The sequence below is a fragment of the Treponema sp. Marseille-Q3903 genome (assembly GCF_014334335.1).
Taxonomy (GTDB): Bacteria; Spirochaetota; Spirochaetia; order Treponematales; family Treponemataceae; genus Treponema_D.
In genome coordinates this window covers 1,810,295-1,832,804 of record NZ_JACSEU010000001.1, presented here as the reverse complement: position 1 = coordinate 1,832,804, position 22,510 = coordinate 1,810,295, and the positions used below count along the sequence as shown (strand labels likewise).

The following is a 22,510-nucleotide window of genomic DNA, read 5'->3' as shown; positions in this document are numbered from 1 at the left end:
ATTGTGTGCCGATAAATAAATATGACTTTACGCGAAATAACAGAAGAATTTTTATTATATCTGTCTGCCGTACGAGGGCTTTCAAAAAACACATTGATCGCTTACGACAACGATTTAAAATATCTTCAAGAATTTTTGACTCCGGATCTAGATATAAAAACGGTTACCAGTGAAAATCTTTTTTTGTGCGTAGGTCAGCTTTCAAAACAAAAAAAATCATCAGCGACAATCAATAGATTTATTGCTGCCGTAAGAACTATGTTTTCATACGCTCGCAAACTTGGATATTTGGAAAAAAATCCTTCTGTAACATTAAAAACAGTAAAAATTTCTAAGCGTGTGCCAAAATTTATGACACAAGCAGAGGTTCATAATTTGTGCAATCAACCTGTAAATCATGAGCTTCTTTGGAAAACCCGTGATCACGCGATTTTTACAATGCTTTATTCTTCAGGCTGCCGTGTCAGCGAATTGATAAACCTGAACATAGATGATTTTATTGACGGTGGAAGAGCTGCAATTGTCACCGGAAAAGGTGATAAGCAGAGGCGCGTTTTTTTTGCTGAAGAGTCTCGCAAAGCGCTTGCGGAATACATGAAAGACCGCACCAGAGTTCTTCAGACAAATCATATTTTAGAACCGGAGAAACGGCTTTTTATAAATCAAAAAGGGCTTCCTCTTACGGCCGGTGGACTTCGTTATATTTTAAGCAGATATTCAGGTGCTGAAGGGACAAACAATCACATGAACCCACATGCATTTCGCCATACGTTTGCGACGACAATGATTTCAAATGGCGCTGATGTGCGATTAGTTCAAGAAATGCTTGGGCATTCAAACATAAGCACGACACAGCGTTATACACACGTCACTACAGAAAAACTTATTGAGATATACAAACTCGCACATCCTCACGGCTGACAAAATTTGTGCGGAAAAAAAATAATTTCTTTCAGGCTGAACGTATACTGAAAACAAAGTACTTGTCTTTCTTCATTCAATGATATTATATTTTAAACATAATTTTGCATTTAATCACTGAATTGGAGTTTATATATGAGTAATACAAAAATTAGAAGTACAACAATTCTTGCAGTTAAACGTAACGGAAAAGTTGCCATGGCAGGAGACGGACAGTGTACACTAGGCGAAACTGTCTGCAAAGGCAACTCAAGAAAAGTTAGAAAGATTTATGATGGAAAGATTCTCACAGGGTTTGCGGGTTCTGTTGCCGACGCTTTTACACTACTTGATCGCTTTGAGACTAAAGTAAAAGAGTATAATGGAGACATCATGCGTTCTGCCGTAGAACTTGCAAAACTCTGGAGAACAGAGCGCAGCCTTCAAAAACTTGAGGCAATGCTCCTCGTCGCTGATAAAGACAAAATTTTATTGATCAGCGGAGACGGAAATGTAATTGAACCGGAAAGCGATGCAATTGCGATAGGTTCAGGCGGTAACTATGCATATTCAGCAGCTTTAGCTTACCTTGACTCTTCAGATTTAAGTGCACGTGAGATTGCAGAACGTTCTCTTCATATTGCAGGCAGAATCTGCATTTATACAAATGAAAATATCACAATTGAAGAACTTTAATCGCAACAGTTTGATAATGATAATAGAGGAAATATTATGGCAGAAGAAAAGACTGAATTGACACCTAAAAAAATAGTTGAAAAACTCGATAACTATATCATAGGACAAAATACGGCAAAACGAGCAGTTGCAGTCGCTTTGAGAAACCGTTTTAGACGACTAAAACTCTCTGAAGATATTCGCGACGAAGTTGCTCCAAAAAATATTTTGATGATTGGACCTACAGGTTGTGGTAAGACAGAGATTGCACGCCGCCTCGCAAAACTTTGCGGTGCTCCTTTTTTGAAAGTTGAGGCTACAAAATATACAGAAGTAGGTTATGTCGGCCGCGATGTAGAAAGCATGATTCGAGACCTTATGGCTGTAGGCTTCAACGATGTCAAGGCTGAAATGGAAGATAAACTCCGAGAAAAATCTGTCAGCATTGTTGAAGAAAAACTTCTAGATTTGCTGCTTCCCGGAACAAATGAAAAAGTGAAAGAAGGGGAGAGTGCTGATTCTGTAAATCCTGCTCCAATTCCGTTTGGATTTTTTAACCAACAGAACCCTAATGAAATTGCAATCGACTTGAATAAAGCTACCGAAAAGATTAAAAACGGGCTTGAAAAATTTAATCAGGCAAACGAAGCCGCTGCCGCTCAACAAAAAGCAGATGAAGATTCTGCAAAAAATGAAACTTCTGAGCGAGCTTCAGAGAAAGAACAGGAAAATCACACTCGTGAAAAGTTTAGACAAATGCTCCGCGAAGGTAAACTTGAAGAGCGTGAAGTTGATGTATTGGTCCGCCATGCTCCAAAGATGACTAATATGGAAATCATCGCCGGCGGAAGTTTTGATGACCTTCAGAACAGCATTCAAGGAATTATGGATATGATGAATGGGGCAGGTGGCCGCAACAAAAAGCGTTCATTAACCGTAAAAGAAGCCCGCAAGATTCTTACAGAAGAAGTTCTTGAAAGCATGGTTGATTTTGACAAAGTTTCCGACGAAGCAAAAAAACGCGTTGAACAGAGCGGAATTATTTTTATTGATGAAATTGACAAAATTGCAGTTCATGGAGAAAGTCATGGGCAAGATGTCAGCCGCGAAGGGGTTCAGCGAGATATCCTACCAATAGTCGAAGGAAGCAACGTGAACACAAAATGGGGTGTTGTTGATACAACTCACATTCTTTTTATTGCGGCAGGAGCTTTCAGCGTTGCAGCTCCAAGCGATTTGATTCCTGAACTTCAAGGGCGTTTCCCGCTTCGCGTAGAACTCGAATCGCTAAATAAAGACGATTTTAAGCGCATCTTAAAAGAACCTAAAAACAGCCTCATAATGCAGTATACATCTTTGCTTGAAACAGAAGGTGTGAAACTTGATATCACAGATGAAGCAATCGACAGGATGAGTGTTATTGCAGAAAAAGTAAATAGCACTACGGAAAATATCGGGGCACGTCGTCTTCACACAATTATGGAAAAAGTTCTAGCAGACATCAACTTTGATGCAGATGAGCATAAAGGTGAAACTATAAAAATTGACGCAGCGTATGTAGACAGCAAACTTTTCGACATCGTTCAAAGTCAGGATTTGTCTCGTTATATACTTTAGCGACTCATTGCTTTTTTTTATGTAAATCAACATGTGAAATATAAACTCAAAAGCTCATAAAAAAAGGCTCGGAATGTTCCGAGCCATGCCCATCAGGCAATCGGGTACATTGGGTGGGAGGGGAAAAATGTACCCGATATATATAATATCGACTTTTATACTTAAAATCTTTAATTTTATTTGTAAAATCTTAAAATAATGTTAAAAGTTGTAAAAAAATCAGAATTATTCTTCTGCTATGTCTAAATCTAAAGAGAAAGTCGCTTTGTAAGTTTTGCCTTTGATTGCCGAAATTGTTTTTATTATTTCATAACTTCCGATTGCAAATTTAATTTTATGTTCTCCTTCGCTAATCACAAATTCCGTGCCGAGTGTTGAACATTTTTCGTCGTCAAGCATGACCAAAGCTCCTTCAGGGACAGTTATCAGCAGCGTCGGTTCAATGCTCTTCATGTTGACGATAAGCGGAGTTGTCTTTGCTTGGTCAATTCTTACAGTTCTCACTTCATTTCTGTATAATTCCGAAATTATCGAAATATTGTGAATTCCTGTTTCAAGGAGAATTGTGTTGTCTGAAGAGAGGTTGACAATATTGTCGTCTATAAAAACTGTGTGAGGTGCAATTTTTTTATCAGGAGATTTGATTGTGAGGTTGAGCCTCCCCTTGTTAGAAAGAATCGGTTTTACAGAAATCGGAATAATCGCATTCATAGTTTCTTCTGGGATTCCTTTCATTACCTGCTGAAGTCTTACAAAAACAACATTATCTACAGGGACAACTACTGTATCAACCTTTGTCGTATAATTGTTTGAGCGAATTTTGTTGTCTTTTTTAAGCGGAATCTGCAAAACCCACGAAAGTTTTCCAGGCAACGTGTTTACATAAGTTTTAGTTCCCGAATAATCGATTTGATATGGAGTTGGAGTAGGTTTTATATTTGCGTAAACAGAACATGCGACGGAGTCGATCCAATATGCGACTGTCTCAGGAATTGAAAACTTAAGTTCAAGTCCGTCAATAAATGTTTGGTCATCAGGCAGCGTTATAGCGAGAGAATCGTTGATACCAAGTTTTACAATTTCTTCAAAAGAGATTTCTTGCTTTACGGTCACAGCATGAACTTTGCTTACGCGAAACGATTCAGCATTGATATCTGCACAAAAAAGTCCTGCAATAAATAAAAGTGAAAAGATAAATTTTTTATAATATATATTTTTTTTCATAATCTTCGTTAATTATTTTTTTAGATTCAACCGAAGCGCCGGGTCTTCTGCCTTTCCTCCTTTGCGTATTTCAAAATGAAGATGAGACCCAGTTGCCATTCCCGTATGTCCTACATACCCGATAGTTTGACCTTTTTTTACATTTTGGTACTGTTCAACAACCACCTTTGAAAGATGTGCATATACACTTGTCATTTTTCCGGCATCGTGGCTCAAGATAATATAATTTCCGAATTCTGGATTATCGGAAACTACAGAATATACAGCCCCATCTTTGATTGCGTAAACAGGAGTTCCTTCAGCGGCTGCAAGATCAATTCCGTTGTGGTTTTTTATCTGCCCTGAAAATGGACTTCTCCTTTTTCCAAATTCTGACGAAACCCAGTAAGAATCACTTGAAATCGGCAGGCAAAGTGCAGAATCAAGAAAATATGCTCTTTCAGTCGGCGAAAAGCGTACTTTTTGTAAAAAAACAAACTCCACTCCATCGATTGTATAATACAATCCCCCTTTTGTTAAGTTTTCTGTTGAATAATTTTTTTGCAGCAACACTTCAATAGAATTTATACCTTTATCAACAGCGACAAATATCCCATTTGTGCACGGAAGAATCAGTGTCCTGTTTTTTATATCATCTTGTGCGTTTTCTATTCTGTTCAAAGTTGCAAGCGTTTCTTGATTTATGCAACAGCGAGCTGCAAGACCTTGAAATGTAAAATTTTCCGTATTTTTATATTTAAAAAATAAAATTTCCGGCTGTCTGCCGCTGCTTATCGCTTTGCTGTTGCTTTCAATTATATTTTGATATTCTCTAAAAATTGTATTTGAGCGGGAAGGAGAGAGAGAGTCAATTTGTGGCAGTTTATCAATTTCGATTATGATAGGATTTTTAATTGAGCCTAATTTTGCATCGTTGTTTTGCTGTGAAAACAAAGGGATAAATGCAAACATAATAAACAAACTGACTACGACTCTTATTCTTTTCATAATTCAATAAAAAAAAAGAGCCATCTAAAATATAGAAGGCCCTTTTTGCTTTGTTAAAAACAAATTATTCTTCTACAATTGCTTCTGAAGGACATACGCTAGCACATGCTCCGCAACTGATGCATTTTTCTGCATCGATAACGCGAGCATCACTTTTTTCTGCAATTGCTCCAACAGGACAATCCGGTTCGCAAGCTCCGCAGTTTACGCAATCTTCTGTAATTCTAAATGCCATAATCGCTCCTATTTTTATTTTTAAGAATTCTAAGATAAATCATACATCAATGGGAAAAATCGCAATAAATATTTGAATATTTATTTTAATTAAGTATAATGCATGCAGCAGCTATAAAATGTTCGACAGTTTTCGCAAATCCAAAAAGAACTATATAGATTTTCTTCATGCTAGTCATCGGTGTAGCATCCAAGCTTATGCGAATAACTGTCGAAAATGGGTGTAATGGCTTTTTTTGGAATTAATCTGAAAGAACAGCTCTTACAATGATTGATGCCGATGCGGGCGGAATTTAAAGTTTGTCAGCGTCGGCAGCATAGATAGCGGGAATTACAGCAAAATTCAAACAATGAGTTCTTATTCTTGTTTTTGTTGAATAAATGTAAACTATATGGATTATAAAATTCCCCTTGATATCTGTGGTTTTCGGTATATAATGGTTTTATATGAGTGATTATCTTGATCCAAATAACGAAGAGTTATTAAAAGACTTCTTCGCAGAAGCAGAGCAGCAGGTTGAACAGCTTGAAAGCAATATTCTCGTAATTGAAAATGATCCTACAAATCATGAAGCTATAGACGAGATATTTCGCGCTGCGCATACCCTCAAAGGCGGTTCAGCTACTGTTGAAATGATGGAACTCTCACATTTTACTCACAAAGTCGAAGATGTACTTGATGAAATACGTTCAGACAGACTTAAAGTTGATGAAGATGTTGTCGATATCCTCCTTACATCGATCGACGTAATTAAAGCAATGCTCGAAGCAAGGCAAAACGGCAGCGTTTATTCGGAAAATATCGAAGGAATTGAAAACAAACTTCATGCATATATCCCTCAAAAAGAAGGCAAAAAAACTGCTACAAAACCTCAAACTCCGACTCCTGCAAAACCGAGTGTTCAGGCATCTCCTGCTCCGGCTCCGGCACAGCAGGGAATTGTTCTTCCCGAAATCACTGAAGATGATTTCAATGAACTTAAAAATACGTGTTCCGGCAATCAGAAACTCTGGTGCGTCGCTGTAAAATTTGATGAAAATAACCCAATGAACACAGTCGGTGGCATTCAAGTATTCGCTGCGTTAAAAGCAGTAGGAAACGTTCTAAAAACAGTTCCCGATTTTGACGCACTTTATGAAGATCAGTTCTACGAGACTGTTTTTTATTACATCGCAACAGAATCGAATACGGAGCAACTTGAAGATGCTTCATTTTTAAGCGATGTAACGCTTGTCACTGATGCTCACTTGCTAGAAGACTATACGACAGGAACAAAAAACGACAAATCTGTTGCTTCAGCAGAGTCAAATCAAGCGGCTTCTGCAAATGCAGCTCCGACTCCGAGTACTTCAGCCGCCAGCGCTCCTGTTGAAAATGCTTCAAATGTTCAGGCAAATGCAACGACTGATAGCGCAACTAAAACGGAATCCTCTGAAACTCCAACATCTGAGGGCAATAATGCCGATGATAAAAAAACTGAAGTTAAAAAAGATGCCGCTACGCACGCACAGCAAAGTTCAATCCTTAGGGTTGATTCTCGCCGTATCGATAACCTTTTGAACCTCGTGTCGGAAGCTGTTATCAACAAAGCTTCTTTCAACCAGCTCGCTATGCAAAACGCAAACGGACTTTCTCATTTCCAGTCTATAGAAATTGAGTTCAAAGAAAAATTGCACAACTTGTTTGATAGGCTTCCTGAATATTTTGAGCAGGTAAAAGGCGGAGCATCTCCAACCGAAGTAAGAAAAAATATTATTAACGAATACGGAGGCTTGAGCAGCATATTTGATGAATACGAATCGGAAGCAAAAGGAATTTCAGGAAAATTCCGTTCGTATACGCAAAACCTTGGCACAATCGCAGGAGACTTGCAGGAAGGTGTAATGAAGATCCGAATGGTTCCAATCAATCAGATTTTCAGCAGATTCCCACGTGTCGTACGCGATTTGCAGCGCAACTTGAACAAAAAAATCGACCTTGTAATTGAGGGAGAAGATACGGAACTCGATAAATCTGTTGTTGAAGATTTGCTTGATCCTATCATGCACTGCGTCCGAAACTCTGTAGATCATGGAATTGAAACACCTGAAGAGCGTGTAGCAGCCGGTAAACCTGAGACAGGCACGGTTCTACTAAGAGCATCTAATGAAGGCAACATGATTGTAATAGAAGTAAAAGACGATGGGGCTGGAATTGATGTTGAAAAGGTCAAACAAAAAGCAATCGAAAAAGGTCTTATTCATCCTGATAAAGTTCTTACAGACCAAGACGCGTTCAACCTTATAATGCTTCCGGGATTCTCTACATCTGATAAAATTACAAACATCTCAGGAAGAGGTGTTGGTCTTGACGTTGTAAAAACAATGATCAACAACCTCAAAGGAACGATTTCCATAAACTCGGCAAAAAATAAAGGAACATCTTTTGTAATTAAATTGCCACTCACTCTCGCCATCATTCAGGGATTGCTTGTTAGAGTTGGAAGAGAGGTTTATTCAATCCCTATTGCGAACGTTATTGAAAGTCAGTGTATCGATATTTCGGAGATAAATCATATAGACAACTACGAGATTATGAATGTCCGCAATGAAGTTATCAGCGTTTTGAGACTTTCGCGTTTGTTCGGCATTAAAGAATCGAATCAATCTGACCAGTGTTACATCGTAATAGTCGGTTCTCAAGAAAAGAAAATCGGTGTTATGGTGGATGCTCTGATTGGAGAAGAAGACGTTGTAATCAAACCGCTGAAAGACAAATTTACAAGTTCTCCAGGAATCGCAGGTGCTTCAATACTTGGAGATGGTTCTGTATCTTTGATTATTGATGTAAGCCAGCTTCTTGAGCTTGGTGTTAAACAGGAATTGCTTGCGCAACAGCAGGCTGAATATGAAGAGTAGAGGTTCTTATGAGTACAGAAAATGAAACCGTAGTTACGACCACTGCTGTTCAGGCAGCACAGGCGCAAGATAAAACAGAAACGGCAACAGTAATAGATTTTAAAATGGTGACATTCTCGCTTGCAGATAAAGATTATTCTATCGATATCATGCATGTAAAAGAGATTGCAAAAGCAGGGCATTTTACTTACGTTCCAAATACTTTGCCTTTTGTACTTGGTGTATATAATCTTCGTGGAGAAATCATTCCAATTCTTGACCTTAGACTTTTCTTTAATATTGAAGTTCCGCCGCGAGAGGGCAATAAGCTTGAGAATATGCTTATCCTTTCTGTTGATGATCAAAAGTTTGGGGTTGTTGTAGATAAAATCGATAAAGTAATCGGAGTTCAGAAGAGTACAATTCAACCGCCACATCCTTTGTTCGGCGATATCAGCATTAAATATATCGACGGTGTTGTTGAAAGCAATAACAGACTTTATATTTTACTGGACATCACAAGAATTTTTTCTTCAAAAGATACTTTCGAGAATAATAAAACAGCTCTTTCTTATCCACAGGCTCACAAAGTGATCACAGCTAAGCCATCCGCTGGCACTCCAACTGCTGTAAATGCAAGTGCGACGGGGGGGGCTGCCGCAGGAACTGAAAAAACTCCTGCACAACTTATTGCAGGAATCACAAAGACGGAACCTGAACAGGCTGAAAATATAAACCTTAAGTTTATAAAGGAATCTCTTCTTTCTTATAAAAATTTCAATGTGACGTCTGTAAATGAATCATGGGTCAATCACAGGTACTCGGAATGGGAAAAATCTCGTGGTAAAGATAAAGCTCAGATTCAGAATGCCGCAGATGCAGATGAATTTTTAAAACCGTTTTGGTCAGCTTTTAGTGAAAAATGGTGGTCAAAAGAATACGCAGAAAGTGTCGAGAAACTTTTTCCTGACAATTCAGCGAAGCAAATTGTCGTATGGAATCCGGGCTGCGGTAAAGGAATGGAAACATATTCCCTTGCGTGCATTTTGAAAAAACGTTATCCGGATGCAAAAATAAGAATTTATGCACAGGATATCGATTTGCTCAACGTTTCAAATGCAGGGCTTCTCAGCGTTCCGTCTAGTCTTGTATCTGATTGGTACAGTCCATATTTGACAAAAAAGGCAAATGGTGAGTATACTTTTAATCAAGAAATAAAAGACAGTATAATGTTTGAATATCATGACTGTAAAAACACAAATGCATTGCCAATGGTCGATGTTATATTTGCTCGAGATATACTTTCTTTGATGGACGAATCTTCTCAGGAAGTTGTTGTCGCTGACTTTCTGGAAAAGATGAAAGGAAATGCCGTAGCGATTATCGGTGAAAATGAAGCAATGCCGGCATCGTTTAATTTTGGTGAAAAAACCGTTGGTACGCTTGTTGCGTACAGCAGGGATTAAAGATATTAGGAGATTAAAATGCGAGTAGAGTATATTAACCCGTTTGTTGAAACTTCATTTCGTGTACTGCAAGAAGTTCTTGGTGGTGCAGAAGTAAAACGCGGTGATTTGTATTTGAAATCGACTGCAATGCCTGTTATGGGTGTAGCTGCATTGGTCGGTCTTGCAGGTGATGTTGAGGGTCGTGTTCTTTTTGATATGACTATGGAAACTGCTTTGAATATAGCGTCGGCAATGAACGGTGAGTCTTTACCGGAATTTGATGATTTAGCAAAAGCTACAATAAGTGAACTTGCAAACCTTATTACGGCTCAGGCTGTAACAAAATTACATGAGCTTGGATTCAGATTTGATTTGACTCCACCAGCTTTATTTGTTGGTCAGAAGATGGAAATTGCTGCACTCGGTGGCACAAACGACAGTGTTGAAGCATTGATAGTTCCACTTATTTCTGACTGTGGTAAAATTGAAGTAAACGTTTCTATAAGAGAACGTAACTAATTATTCTAAAGGAGTAAAAAATGAAAACTACACAAGATTATCCAACAATCAATGAACGTCCGCCTGAGGGACGAAAAGACGACGGCACTTCTTTCAGAGTATTGGTTGTAGATGATTCAATGTTCGTTGCAAAACAGCTCGGTCAGATTCTTTCTAGCGAAGGGTACGAGGTAGTTGCTACAGCTGCTGATGGAAAAGAAGGTGTTGATAAATACAAAGAACTTTGCCCAAATGTGGATCTAGTTACAATGGATATCACTATGCCAAAACTCGACGGTATTTCGGCTCTTGAACAGATTATGGCTTTTGATAAAAATGCAAAAGTTGTAATGGTTTCGGCGCTCGGTAAAGAAGAGCTTGTAAAAAAATCTTTGATGGCAGGAGCAAAAAGCTATATCGTAAAGCCTCTTGACCGCAAAAAGGTTCTTGAACGCATCGCTAAAGTTTTGCAGTAGTGTTGTAATTTTGTTATTTAAAAGCTGCCCAAAATCATTTGTGGCAGCTTTTTTTTATTTAAATTTTATATTTACAAATCTGCAAAGTATAGATGAATAGTCTCACACCTGTATTATACAATGAAGAATTATTAAATGGAAAAAAATAAAATAGTGTGATAAAGTTTAATGGGGTTTGTTATAAAAATTGAGGCTGCCCCATCGAGGTTTTTATGGATTTTAAAAGACGAAGCGGAATATTGTTGCATCCTACTTCATTGCCGGACACTCCTGGAATTGGAACGCTTGGTGAGCAAGCATTTAAATTTATCGATTGGCTTTGCGAAGCTGATCAGTCTTTGTGGCAGATTCTCCCATTAGGTCCGACCGGATATGGAGATTCTCCTTATGCATCTTTTTCAACTTTTGCAGGAAACCCTTTGATTATAGATTTGGAGCAGCTTGCATTAAAAGGCTGGGCAGATAAAAAAGAGATAGCGCCACCTGAATATATAAAAAAGACAGGCAAAATAGATTTTGGTGCAGTCGTGTGGTGGAAGATGCCTGTTTTAAAAAAATGTGCAATTTATTTTGTTGAAAATGCATCGGCTGAAGATAAAGAAAAGTACAAATTATTCTGTAAAGAATCAGCTTGGCTAGATATGTATGCTGTCTTTATGAGCATAAAGTCTGTCTATGACAAAAAAGCAGAAGAAGAAAAACCTGAATCTTCAATGTGGAACAGATTTTGGCCGACTTCTCTTGCACGCTGTGAAAAAGATGCAGTTGCCGAATGGAAAAAATCTCACAAGGACGATATTGAAATATTTAAAATCATTCAATTTTTCTTTGATGTTCAGTGGAAAGAGTTAAAATCGTATGCAAATGATTCAGGAATCAAACTGATAGGAGATATTCCAATCTTTGTCGCTCCTGACAGTGCTGATGTTTGGGCGAATCAGGAATTTTTCCAACTCGACAAAGATGGACGACCTGTTTGCGTTTCGGGTGTTCCTCCTGACTATTTTTGTGCTGATGGGCAACTGTGGGGGAATCCTCTGTACGACTGGGATAAAATGAAAACATCTGGCTATTCATGGTGGATAAAACGAATTCGCCGTGCATTTGAACTTGTCGATGTCCTTAGAATCGACCATTTCCGCGGATTTGAAGCTTATTGGTCTGTCCCTGCAGATGCAAAAACTGCAAAAAATGGAAAATGGGTAAAATGCCCTGGCGACGATTTATTTAAAACTATAAAAAAGAAACTTGGAGACATGCCGTTTATAGCAGAAGATCTCGGAGTAATAACAGATGAAGTTCGTGAGCTGCGAGACAACGCAGGATTGCCTGGAATGAAAGTTTTCCAGTTCGGCTTTAGCGCAGATGAAGCTCGCGAAAACGGAATGGTAAACTGCTTTTTGCCACACATGTATGATTCTTCAAAATGCGTTGTCTATACAGGCACACATGACAATGACACAATGCAAGGCTGGCTAGAAAATCTAAATGAGCAAGAACTTTTGCTTGTTGCCCAGTACATTGAAGGCAAAGAACTTTCTTTAGAAAAAGCAAAAAGCCTTGTAAAATCAGGGGCGCTTAGAAAAGAAATTATAAAATCGGTAATATCTTCCAATGCGGTTTATGCAGTTATCCCTATGCAAGATATTCTTGGAATCGGTAACGAAGGAAAGATGAATACTCCTGCAACAACAGGCAGCAACTGGACTTGGAGGATGGATAAAAAAGACTTTAAGTCAAGCGACGCAAAAATGCTTACTTTCTTTTCGGAACTCTACGGAAGAAATCTGTAAAGCAGAAAACAGCTTTCTAAACAGCTTTGTTTGTCCACTCAATCGCCATCTGTCGTAATTCGGCAGATGACGAACAGTGTAGTTTCGCCTTAATATTTTCTTTATGGGTATCGATTGTCTTGATGCTCAAATTTAATTTTTTTGCGATTTCTACAGTGCCGAGCCCTTTTCCTATCAATGTGAATATCTGGAGTTGGCGATCAGATAGAGTTGAAATCGCATCAGGGTGTTCTAACCCGCTTTTTACATCTTCAGAAATTTCTTTTAATCTGTTTCTTTCGTTGTCACTGAGGTAGATTTCGCCTTTAGTCACAGTTTTTATTGCATCGATAACATGGGACTCGGCTTCCTCTTTCATGATATAGCCTTTTGCGCCAGCTTTTAACGCTCGCTCTGCATAAAAACGTTCATCGTGCATGGAGATGACGAGAATGTTAGATTTTGGGTGAATAACGACGATATCTTTTATAAGCTCAAGACCGTCTTCCTGCCCAAGATTTAAATCTACAATTGAAAGATCGGGAGTTTCGTTGTTTAAAAAGGTCAATGCTTCGTTTCTGTCTTTTGCAATTCCGATAACATTGTATTCGCGTTGTGTTTCAATAAGTTGAGCAAGTCCACGACTAAAAAGAGGATGATCATCGATAATAATTACTTTATAACTCATATCATTACAATACCACAGAATTTAATTTAAATGTATAATATTTATATATGAGAATTGGATTAGTATTAAATCTTCTCGATGAGGAATATCAAATTTCTGTTTATAAGGGAGTTATCAAACGTGCAGCTGAGTTTGGAATCGAACTTATCTGCTTTCAACTGGAATACAATGCACTGGCTGAAGACAAGTTGATCACTCGCTTTCCCAGAAAAGAGGTTTTTGACATTGACGGAATTATCATTCTTACATCTGTAATTGTCGATAATTCAAACATTGTAAAAAAATCTGACTTGGAGAAAATTTGGGGCGACATCCCGGTCGTTTCCGTCGGTCAAAAAGTCAAAGGTGTTCCGTCTCTTCTTATCAAAACCGATGATTCTATGAAAAAACTTGTAGACCATCTTGTCTTAGAACACAAATACAAAAAGTTTTTGTTTATCAACGGTGCAAAAAAACATCCTGACGCAATCAATCGACAAGCCGTTTTTAAGAAAGCGATTGAGTCGCACAAATCAAGTTTTCCTGATTTGACTTATGTCTGCAAAGAGGGGAATTTTACAGCAGTTTCTGCAATTCAGGTGATGGAACAATACATGAATGAAAAAAAAGAGTCTCCCGATGTTGTCGTTTGTGCGAATGATAACATGGCGCTCGGCGTCTATAAATATTTTAAGATGAACAGAAATGATAAGAATATTCAAGAATGCGCTGTGACCGGATTCGACGATATTCCTCAGGCGCGTTTTGAAATCCCACCTCTCACGACAATCCATCAGCCGCTCGATGAAATAGGGCAAAAATCTGTTGAGCTTTTAAAACAGATGATTGAATGTAGACATGTTGAAGATGAAAAATATATCGGTTCTCGCATTGTTTACAGGCGTTCCTGTGGTTGCTGCGAAGATGATGATTTTTATTCGAAAGAAGATCAGTTTCTTAAGATGCAATCTAATTGCTTTTTTTCAGAGACTATGCTAAGGATGGTGAGCCATGTCGGGCAGGAGATAAACTGCGAAGAGACTCTCGGCGGATTAAAATATGTGCTTCGTAACAACATGGAGCAATTCAATGTAAATAACTTTTGTATGCTTCGTTTTTCAAACGGAAAAAAGAAAAAAATTACTGAAAATCACAAAAGCATTCTCGTAGACCCGCTTTACGTTCGCAAAAATGGAGTTGAATGTTACGAATTTGACAGGGAGATAAAGATGTCGCTTGGACAATTTTATCGAAAATATATAGGCAGTGAAAAAAAATCAAATCAGTCTTTTATTGTTAAATATCTTTCTGTCGGAAACGAATTGATTGGTTGCTCTCTTTATGATGCGGATGAAAAAGTGCTGCCTTATTTGAGCTCAATTGCGATAAACATCTCACATTGTTTAAACAGAATAACAGTTTCGGAAGAAAGAAAAAAACGTTCTGAAGAGCTTGAAAAGGAAGTCAATAAACGGACGAAAGAACTTGTGGAAGCGAATACAAAGCGTATGAAAGTTGAAGCGGAAGTTCTGAAAATCTCCGAAATCGAGCGTCAGCGGTTCAGCAACGACCTTCACGACGATATTTGTCAGCGGCTTGCAGGAATTTCTATGCTTTGCAGAAGTTATTCAAATCAGGATTCTGCTGTTGAAAAAAGTCAGATGATTGAACTTGCGGAACTGATTGGTGAAACACTTTCGCGTGCGCGTCAGTATGCTCATAACTCTTATCCTGTAGAGCTTGAAAGCCTTGGAATAAACTATGCGCTCAGCAACCTCTGCAATACTTTTGAAAATCAGTCAGGAATTAAATGCGATTACAGATGGGCTGTGCACAAAGATGTTAAATTCAGCAAAATCGAAAAGCTAAATACATTCAGGATTATCCAAGAAGCGTTGCACAACGTGATGAAGCATTCCAAAGCAAAAAATGTGACAGTCAGCGTTTTTTCCGAAGATAAAAAAATCTCAGTCAGCATAATTGACGATGGAATTGGTTTTGTAAATAATAGCAATGAAGGAAGAAAAGGGCTCGGGCTCAACTCTATGGAATACAGAGCAAATCAAATTGGCGCGAAATTTTTTATAAATCAAAATAAGCCTTTTGGAACTTGTGTCTTGATTTCATGGCGGGCAAAAAATAAATAAGATGAAAAAAAATAAGGCGGAAATATGGCAAAAGGAAAATTAAGAGAACTTTTAGATATTTACATTGCATTTGTAAAAATCGGTGCATTTACTTTTGGCGGCGGACTAGCGATGATGCCTATGATGCAGCGTGAACTTGTAGATAAGCGCAATTGGATTACAGAAGAAGATTTGATAGATTACTATGCGATTGGGCAAAGCACGCCGGGAATAATCGCCGTAAATGTTTCGACTTTTGTAGGATATAAGCGCATGGGAATCATTGGTGGAATTATCGGGACACTTGGCGTAATTTCTCCTTCACTTTTGATAATAATGATTCTTGCCAATCTGATTGATTCTGTTGACGAATTTCCTGTTGTTCAAAGAGCTTTGAGAGGCGTAAACGTTGCGGTTGCCGCTTTGCTGACTTCAGTGATTTACAAATTTGCTAAAAAGACAATCAAAAATATATGGCACGTCCTCTATATGCTTGTTTCATTCAGTTTAATTTATTTTCTGAAAGTTCAGTCGTACTGGATCATCATCGGATCACTTGTCATCGGCTGCATAATCGCTTTTATAAATCAAAAAAAAATGAAAAAAATCAGATAAGGAAGATAAGGAATAGATGATGGAAATACTCGGATTGCTAAAACTTGGAATCACATTTTTCAACATAGGGCTTTTTACAATCGGCGGAGGTGTTGTTGCAATTACATTGATGCAGCAGGCAATCGTCGCTAATGGACTTATCACACAGGAACAGTTTTACAACATGGTCGCAATTTCCGAAAGCACACCGGGACCTTTGGGAGTAAATATGGCGACATATATCGGTTATCATCTTTACGGTGTGCCCGGCGGAATCATCGTCACGCTGTTCCAAGTTGCCCCTTCTATAATCATCATTTTGATAATTGCGAAGTTCTTAAAATCTTTTAATTCAAATCCTTTTGTAAAATGTACGCTCGAGTTTTTGCGCCCGATCACAACAGGCCTCGTGCTCGTTCCTGTCGTTCAGGTAATCACATTCACCTTAATCAACATTCCAACAGCTTTCGTAGATTTAGCAAAACTCGATACATGGAAAAATCTGTTTGAATGGAAAAGCGTCGCAGCGTACGAGCTTTTTGTAATTTTATTGTTCAAGTTTAAACTTCATCCGATATTTATAATTATTTTAGGTGCTGCTTTCGGGATTGTATTTTTGTAAGATGGATTTTAATTCAATACTCACCCTTTCAAAATTTACAAAACTAGAATATAATTAAGCCTATGAGTACACATATTAACGCTCCTGAAGGAGCAATCGCACAGACTGTTTTGCTTCCTGGTGATCCGTTGCGTGCAAAATTTATCGCTGAGAACTTTTTGAAAGATGCTAAATGCTACAATGAAGTTCGTGGAATGTACGGATTTACCGGTACATACAATGGAAAACGTATTTCTGTGCAGGGAACTGGAATGGGGCAGCCGTCTCTTTCTATCTATGTTCAGGAACTTTTTCAATTTTATGGAGTTCAAAATGCTGTAAGAATCGGAACTTGTGGTTCAATCAGCGAAGATGTAAAACTCCGCGACATAATTCTTGCAAATGGTGCCTGTACAGATTCTTCGCTCCAGAGTCAAAGGTTTGGACTTATGCATTACAGTCCTGTTCCTTCTTTTAAACTTCTAAATGCTGCATATAACAAAGCCAATGAACTCGGTTTAAAGACAGTTGTCGCACCTTGTGTTTCGAGCGACCGTTTTTATGATGCGAACGAAAATTGGAAGCTTTGGAAAAAATACGGTGCTGCCGGCATTGAAATGGAAGCAGCCGAATTGTATACGCTTGCCGCCGAATTTAAACGGAACGCACTCGCAATTCTCACTGTAAGCGACCACATCATAACTGGAGAGGCTACAACTGCCGAAGAACGCCAGACTACTTTTAAAGACATGATGAAGCTAGCGCTTGAGACTATGACAAGTTTATAGTTTTATATGATTTTTATATATTTGGGAGATTAAAAAATGAAACCGACATTGCTAGTTCTTGCGGCAGGGATGGGAAGCCGTTACGGTGGTGTAAAACAGATAGATGCAGTTGGGCTCAACGATGAATGTCTTCTTGATTTTGCGACTTATGATGCAATGAGGAGTGGTTTTGGAAAAGTCGTGTTTATCATCCGTAAAGATATTGAACAGGCATTTCGTGAACGACTTTTTGACAGGGTTTCAAGGAATTTTGATGCCGAATATGTTTTTCAGCAGCATGAGTCTCTTTTGACCGCCGAGCAGATAAAAGATTCTGCAGGACGCGAAAAACCTTGGGGTACAGCTCATGCAGTGCTATGTGCAGAAAAAGCAATCAAAACTCCTTTTGCGGTGATTAATTCAGATGACTACTATGGGCGACAAGCGTTTGAAGTACTTGGGAAACACTTATCTTCAATCGATTTGATGAGCCGCGAACATGCGATGGTCGGCTACGTTCTCGGAAATACGATGAGCCGCAGTGGGTCAGTAAGCCGCGGCGTATGCACTGTAGAAGATGGAAAACTGAAGAGCATTGTTGAAAATCTTAAGATTTATTACGAAGACGATAAAATTATCTCTGAAGTTGATGGAGTAAAAAATCAGTTTACCGGAAAAGAGTGGGTCAGCATGAACTTTTTTGGATTCAGCCTCAAAGCGTTCGACGAATTTCATGCTTACTGGGAAAACTTTATAAAAACCAATTCGACTTCGCAAAAAGCAGAAGCTCTTCTTCCTGTTGCCGCAAGCGATATTATTTCACACAACGAAGGAATTATCAAATTTTTCACATCGGAAGAGACTTGGTTTGGGATGACGTACCCACAAGACCGCCTGATTGTAAAAGATGAAATCTCTAAAAAAATTCATACAGGTTATTATCCTGAAAAACTTTGGGAAAAATAATGCTTAAATTGAACGCAGTAAAATTGGAAAAAATCTGGGGATATGAACTTTGGCTGGCGTCTACGCATCAAATAGCATGTCAAGATGACTTTAAAGAAATTTGTAGAGGAGATTATCCTCTGCTGGTAAAAGTTATTCAGGCAAATGATAAGCTTTCTATTCAAGTTCACCCTGATGATGACTGCGCTGTAAAACTTGAAGGAGCAGGGAATCGCGGAAAGACCGAATGTTGGTATGTTCTCGATGCTGAAGAAAATTCAAAAATCGTATATGGAATTAAAAATGGTTTTTCAAAAGAAGTGCTTGCAAAAGCGATCAGTGAGAATAAACTTGAACAATATCTGGAATTTGTCAATGTAAAAAAAGGTGATTTTATATATATTCCTGCCGGTACTGTACACGCTATCTGTTCCGGGCTCAGACTTCTTGAAGTTCAACAGTCATGCGATTTGACTTACAGAATTTATGATTGGGGACGTGGACGTGAAGTTCATCTTGAAAAAGCTCTCGCAGTTATAAAATGCGAAAAGATGACTCCCGTCTCACAGTTTGCAGGAGAATTTAACTGCAAATACTTCAGTTTAAAAAAGATTGATGTAAACGGTGGCTGGAGCATGTTAGCCCCTGAAGGAGATTTCCCTGCTGCTGTGCAACTGCTTTTTGTCATCTCTTGCGAAAAAGCAGTTATAAGAACTTCCGATGAAAAAGCTGGTAAACAGCTCTCGCCGGAAGATATCTACGCCGTTCTGCCCGGCGAAAAAATCACTGTTGAAGGTAAAGCGAGCATAATGAAAATCACTGCAAGCTGATTGACATCGGATTAAAATTTGATGTAAGAGCTCTGACTGCCCCAAGCGTTGTCGGAGGTCCGTGACCCGGCATCAAAATTAAGTTGTCTTGTTGAGAAAATATTTTCTTTTCTATATTTAATTTTAAAATATATTCAGAGTAACTTGAATTTGTAGAGCCGATTTCCCCCGCACTTAAAACATCTCCTGTAAACATCAAATTTCCTATTTCATAAACGACAGAATCAGATGTATGTCCCGGCAAAGACATATATCGCACAATCATTTTCGCAATTCTGATTTTTCCGTCGCCGGAGAGCACTGTCGTGTCATTTCCTGCAACTTCCCAATCGGCAGCGAGAATTTTTGGTGAATATATTTTGCGCAATGTTTTTAATCCGTCAACATGAGAGCCGTGATTGTGCGTGATTAAAACAGCCGCAAGTTTGAGATGGTTTTCTTCGATCCTAGAAATTATCGTTTCGTTTACCTCTCCCGGGTCGATTATGATTGCTTCGTTTATTTCTTCATTTACCACGATATAGCAATTTGAAAAGCCGTTGAGATTTAGGTGAAAGTACACTTTCATTGAATTTCTCCATCAACAATAGAATTGCCAAACTCAAGAGTGATTGCACTTCCTGAAGAATTAAAAAGAGCCTCGCGGGTGTTAGACATTTTGAAAGATACATTTTCTTTTTTTATGCCGTAAAACAGCGTTCTTTTTAAGTTGCAATTTTTAAAAGATGTGTTTACTAGGTCAGCGTTGATAAATCTCGAATTGAAGAGATCCGAATCGTCAAAAGATGATTGATATGATTTTATCCCGTTGAAATTGTCTTGGATTATCTCGCTTGAAGTAAAAAGAGTGTGCGTAAACGTTGCACCGGAAAAAGAACTGAAAAGTGTGTTGCTCTTGATCATGTTGCATTCTTTGAAAATTGCAAAGTCAAAAATGCACAGCCTCATCACCGCATTGTGCGAAGTTATGTTCACAAAAGTGCAGTTTGTAAAATTGCATCCATAAAATTTTTTATTTGTAAAATCGATATCAGAAAAAATTAAACCGCAAGCATTCAGTCCGATAATTTTTTCATGAGTTCTGATATAGTTGTAAATATCCTCTTTCACTTTGCCCGGATCCGGAATGTGTTCGAGACAGTAATTTTTATCGTCCGAGATTTCTCCATTTTCATCGATTGTGGAGAGCGCAAGATTCCGGCAATAGTGAACAAGACATTTGTTCTGTGTAAACATAGTTGAATTATAGTTTGAAAAGTTAGTTTTTTCAATGAGATTTGTGCAATCAATATAAACTGTCATAGTTGAGAAATTGCATGTAAAATTGTATATTAATGTATGTTTTGTCGGAACTGTCACAAACAAATTGAAATATCTGAAATTCACATGATTGCAGAATGTCAACTAGGTAGGGGAAGTTGCGTTGTTGCCGCAAAGATTCATTCAATGCTCTTTTTGGAGGCGGATTGTGTCTGTAAATTACGGAGTTGATTTTGTTTTTCTTGATTCAGGCACCGGCGGTATCCCGTACCTTGCAAAACTAAGAGAACTTTTTCCTTCTTCCTCATGTGTTTATGTAGGGGACACTTCAAACTTCCCATACGGCGAAAAACCTTTAGAACAAGTGATAAGTTGCGCTGTTTCGATTGCCGGACAAATCATAAAAAAGTTTAATCCGCGAGCGATCGTTGTTGCTTGCAACACTATTTCTGTAAATGCACTTTCTGTACTCAGAAAAACTTATCCTGATACACTTTTTGTAGGGACTGTACCGGCGATCAAACTTGCAGGTAAAATTTCAAAAAAAAGATGCATCGGGCTTTTGGCGACTAATTCAACTATAAAAAGTCCTCTAAATCGGGAGCTTAAAGAACAGTTTGCTTCTGACTGCAGGCTTATTCTTAGGGGTGACCCAAAACTGATTTCTTTTATTGAACATAAATCTTTTACAGCTCAAAAAAAAGATATCGAGAGCGCTGTAAAACCTGCGGTCGATTTTTTTAAAAATGAAGGTTGTGATGTCATTGTCTTAGGCTGTACCCATTTTTTGAATATTTCGGATATCATTCAAAAAGTTTGTGGAGATGAGATTGCTGTCGTTGATTCTAGAGAGGGTGTTGCTAGAAGAGCGCTTAGTGTTGTTAATGATGACAGGGGCGTTGTGGGCACTCCCGCTAGAGAGGGTGGTGAGCAACGAAGTGCGAGCCAGGGAGAGACTTCTCCCTCCTTATATATCACCGGTTTTTCTGAAAAAAAAGACAGAGAAGAGTACGATGTAATTTGTTCCAAATACGGAATGATTTTTCGCGGTTTGCTCGAATAATTGGAGATTGAATAGCTTGTGGAATCACTTGCGTTAGTTTAATCGATTATTAAAGTGAAAAAGAAGCGCTTTTGTGCTTTAAAATAAATAAGGTGGTTTTTTATGAAAAAAATTATTTCTGGTAAAGTGCGTGAAGTTTATGATCTCGAAGACGGTCGCATGGTTATTGTGACGACAGACAGAATTTCTGCGTTTGATGTTATTCTTCCGACTATGATTACAGACAAGGGAAAGGTGTTGAACGCACTTTCAAATTTTTGGTTTGATTACACTAAAGATATTGTAAAAAATCACATGCTCTCTTCCGACTTAAAAGATATGCCAAAAGAATTTCAAAAACCGGAATACGAAGGACGCACAATCCTCGTTCAAAAACTTAAGATGATCCCGTACGAAGTGATTGTGCGAGGTTATATGTTCGGTTCTATGTACGAAGCGTATAAAAAAGGTGAACCGTTTTTGGGTCACAGTTTCGATAAAACATATCAGCAAGCAGAAAAGCTTTCTGAGCCTATCGTAACTCCATCTACAAAAGCTTCCGAAGGTCACGACATCAACGTTACGATCGACTATATGAAAAACGATATCGGACTTGAACTTGGAAATAAAATTGAGCAGACTGCTTTGGCAATTTACAAAAAATGCTACGAACACGCATACAAAAATGGAATAATCATTGCAGATACAAAATTTGAATTTGGGCTTGATGAAAACGGAGACCTCGTACTTGGTGACGAAGTTTTGACACCTGATAGCTCTCGTTTTTGGGATTTGTCTAAATATAAGACCGGAACAAGCCCTGCAAGCTACGATAAACAGTTTATCCGCGATTGGCTCAAAGAAAATAATCTTGCCGGTGAAAAATCAATCAAAGCTATTCCATCTGATATCGTCGCTAAAACAAGCGAAATTTACAAGGAATGTCAGAAAAAACTGTGCCATAAATAAA

The 22,510-nt window shown here is 38.3% G+C and carries 22 protein-coding genes; 16 read left to right on the top strand and 6 right to left on the bottom strand.

Annotation, left to right across the window (positions count from 1 at the left end):
- Nucleotides 1-21: 21 nt before the first annotated feature.
- From H9I37_RS08310 to hslU, 3 genes are all read left to right on the top strand, one after another.
- Nucleotides 22-921 carry a tyrosine-type recombinase/integrase gene (locus H9I37_RS08310; protein WP_187382049.1) on the top strand — a complete coding sequence of 300 codons (900 nt, stop codon included), beginning with the start codon at nt 22-24 and terminating at the stop codon, nt 919-921.
- A 135-nt stretch (nt 922-1,056) separates the two neighbouring features.
- Complete coding sequence (gene hslV / locus H9I37_RS08305) at nt 1,057-1,596, top strand: ATP-dependent protease subunit HslV (RefSeq protein ID WP_187382047.1); 540 nt, start codon at nt 1,057-1,059, stop codon at nt 1,594-1,596.
- 36 nt (nt 1,597-1,632) lie between these two features.
- Nucleotides 1,633-3,192 (top strand): ATP-dependent protease ATPase subunit HslU, encoded by a 1,560-nt coding sequence (gene hslU / locus H9I37_RS08300; RefSeq protein WP_187382045.1) that lies wholly within the window; start codon nt 1,633-1,635, stop codon nt 3,190-3,192.
- 225 nt (nt 3,193-3,417) lie between these two features.
- Here hslU and H9I37_RS08295 read toward each other — a convergent pair whose 3' ends face one another.
- From H9I37_RS08295 to H9I37_RS08285, 3 genes are all read right to left on the bottom strand, one after another.
- Nucleotides 3,418-4,416, bottom strand: coding sequence for a hypothetical protein (locus H9I37_RS08295; protein ID WP_187382043.1), 999 nt, complete (start codon nt 4,414-4,416; stop codon nt 3,418-3,420).
- A gap of 12 nt (nt 4,417-4,428) precedes the next feature.
- Entirely contained in the window at nt 4,429-5,403 is a 975-nt protein-coding gene (locus tag H9I37_RS08290) for a M23 family metallopeptidase (protein WP_187382041.1), read from the bottom strand.
- Between the two features lie 64 nt (nt 5,404-5,467).
- Nucleotides 5,468-5,638, bottom strand: a complete 171-nt coding sequence (locus H9I37_RS08285; RefSeq protein WP_187382039.1) for a DUF362 domain-containing protein — start codon at nt 5,636-5,638, stop codon at nt 5,468-5,470.
- Between the two features lie 446 nt (nt 5,639-6,084).
- On the opposite strand from H9I37_RS08285, the gene H9I37_RS08280 reads away from it, so the two are divergent.
- The 5 genes from H9I37_RS08280 (at nt 6,085) to malQ (ending at nt 12,729) form a co-directional block, all read left to right on the top strand.
- A complete protein-coding gene (locus tag H9I37_RS08280) occupies nt 6,085-8,535 on the top strand; it encodes a chemotaxis protein CheA (protein WP_187382037.1) in 2,451 nt (816 codons plus the stop codon).
- Between the two features lie 8 nt (nt 8,536-8,543).
- On the top strand, nt 8,544-9,980 hold the full coding sequence (locus tag H9I37_RS08275; RefSeq protein ID WP_187382035.1) for a CheR family methyltransferase: 1,437 nt from the start codon (nt 8,544-8,546) through the stop codon (nt 9,978-9,980).
- A gap of 18 nt (nt 9,981-9,998) precedes the next feature.
- Entirely contained in the window at nt 9,999-10,481 is a 483-nt protein-coding gene (locus tag H9I37_RS08270) for a chemotaxis protein CheX (protein WP_187382033.1), read from the top strand.
- A 20-nt stretch (nt 10,482-10,501) separates the two neighbouring features.
- Nucleotides 10,502-10,936, top strand: a complete 435-nt coding sequence (locus H9I37_RS08265; protein ID WP_187382031.1) for a response regulator — start codon at nt 10,502-10,504, stop codon at nt 10,934-10,936.
- A 212-nt stretch (nt 10,937-11,148) separates the two neighbouring features.
- Nucleotides 11,149-12,729 (top strand): 4-alpha-glucanotransferase, encoded by a 1,581-nt coding sequence (malQ, locus tag H9I37_RS08260; RefSeq protein WP_187382029.1) that lies wholly within the window; start codon nt 11,149-11,151, stop codon nt 12,727-12,729.
- Between the two features lie 16 nt (nt 12,730-12,745).
- Here malQ and H9I37_RS08255 read toward each other — a convergent pair whose 3' ends face one another.
- Nucleotides 12,746-13,396: a response regulator transcription factor gene (locus H9I37_RS08255; protein ID WP_187382027.1), complete on the bottom strand. Its 651-nt coding sequence runs from the start codon at nt 13,394-13,396 to the stop codon at nt 12,746-12,748.
- Nucleotides 13,397-13,443: 47 nt separating this feature from the next.
- On the opposite strand from H9I37_RS08255, the gene H9I37_RS08250 reads away from it, so the two are divergent.
- From H9I37_RS08250 to H9I37_RS08225, 6 genes are all read left to right on the top strand, one after another.
- Nucleotides 13,444-15,522, top strand: coding sequence for a substrate-binding domain-containing protein (locus tag H9I37_RS08250; RefSeq protein ID WP_187382025.1), 2,079 nt, complete (start codon nt 13,444-13,446; stop codon nt 15,520-15,522).
- A gap of 24 nt (nt 15,523-15,546) precedes the next feature.
- Entirely contained in the window at nt 15,547-16,116 is a 570-nt protein-coding gene (locus H9I37_RS08245) for a chromate transporter (protein WP_187382023.1), read from the top strand.
- Between the two features lie 16 nt (nt 16,117-16,132).
- Nucleotides 16,133-16,717, top strand: coding sequence for a chromate transporter (locus tag H9I37_RS08240; protein WP_255422524.1), 585 nt, complete (start codon nt 16,133-16,135; stop codon nt 16,715-16,717).
- A 62-nt stretch (nt 16,718-16,779) separates the two neighbouring features.
- Nucleotides 16,780-17,484, top strand: a complete 705-nt coding sequence (gene deoD, locus H9I37_RS08235) for a purine-nucleoside phosphorylase (protein ID WP_187382021.1) — start codon at nt 16,780-16,782, stop codon at nt 17,482-17,484.
- Nucleotides 17,485-17,520: 36 nt separating this feature from the next.
- The gene (locus H9I37_RS08230) at nt 17,521-18,429 is read left to right on the top strand and encodes a nucleotidyltransferase family protein (protein WP_187382019.1); all 909 of its coding nucleotides are present in this window, start codon (nt 17,521-17,523) and stop codon (nt 18,427-18,429) included.
- On the top strand, nt 18,429-19,238 hold the full coding sequence (locus H9I37_RS08225) for a type I phosphomannose isomerase catalytic subunit (protein WP_187382018.1): 810 nt from the start codon (nt 18,429-18,431) through the stop codon (nt 19,236-19,238). The genes H9I37_RS08230 and H9I37_RS08225 overlap by 1 nt, the downstream gene beginning before the upstream one ends.
- Here the strand turns inward: H9I37_RS08225 and H9I37_RS08220 are convergent.
- A complete protein-coding gene (locus tag H9I37_RS08220) occupies nt 19,225-19,806 on the bottom strand; it encodes an MBL fold metallo-hydrolase (RefSeq protein WP_187382016.1) in 582 nt (193 codons plus the stop codon). The genes H9I37_RS08225 and H9I37_RS08220 overlap by 14 nt on opposite strands.
- Nucleotides 19,803-20,474, bottom strand: coding sequence for a pentapeptide repeat-containing protein (locus H9I37_RS08215; RefSeq protein WP_187382015.1), 672 nt, complete (start codon nt 20,472-20,474; stop codon nt 19,803-19,805). The genes H9I37_RS08220 and H9I37_RS08215 overlap by 4 nt, the downstream gene beginning before the upstream one ends.
- Nucleotides 20,475-20,706: 232 nt before the next feature.
- On the opposite strand from H9I37_RS08215, the gene murI reads away from it, so the two are divergent.
- Complete coding sequence (gene murI / locus H9I37_RS08210; protein WP_187382013.1) at nt 20,707-21,561, top strand: glutamate racemase; 855 nt, start codon at nt 20,707-20,709, stop codon at nt 21,559-21,561.
- 102 nt (nt 21,562-21,663) lie between these two features.
- Nucleotides 21,664-22,509, top strand: a complete 846-nt coding sequence (locus H9I37_RS08205) for a phosphoribosylaminoimidazolesuccinocarboxamide synthase (protein WP_187382011.1) — start codon at nt 21,664-21,666, stop codon at nt 22,507-22,509.
- Nucleotide 22,510 lies beyond the last annotated feature (1 nt).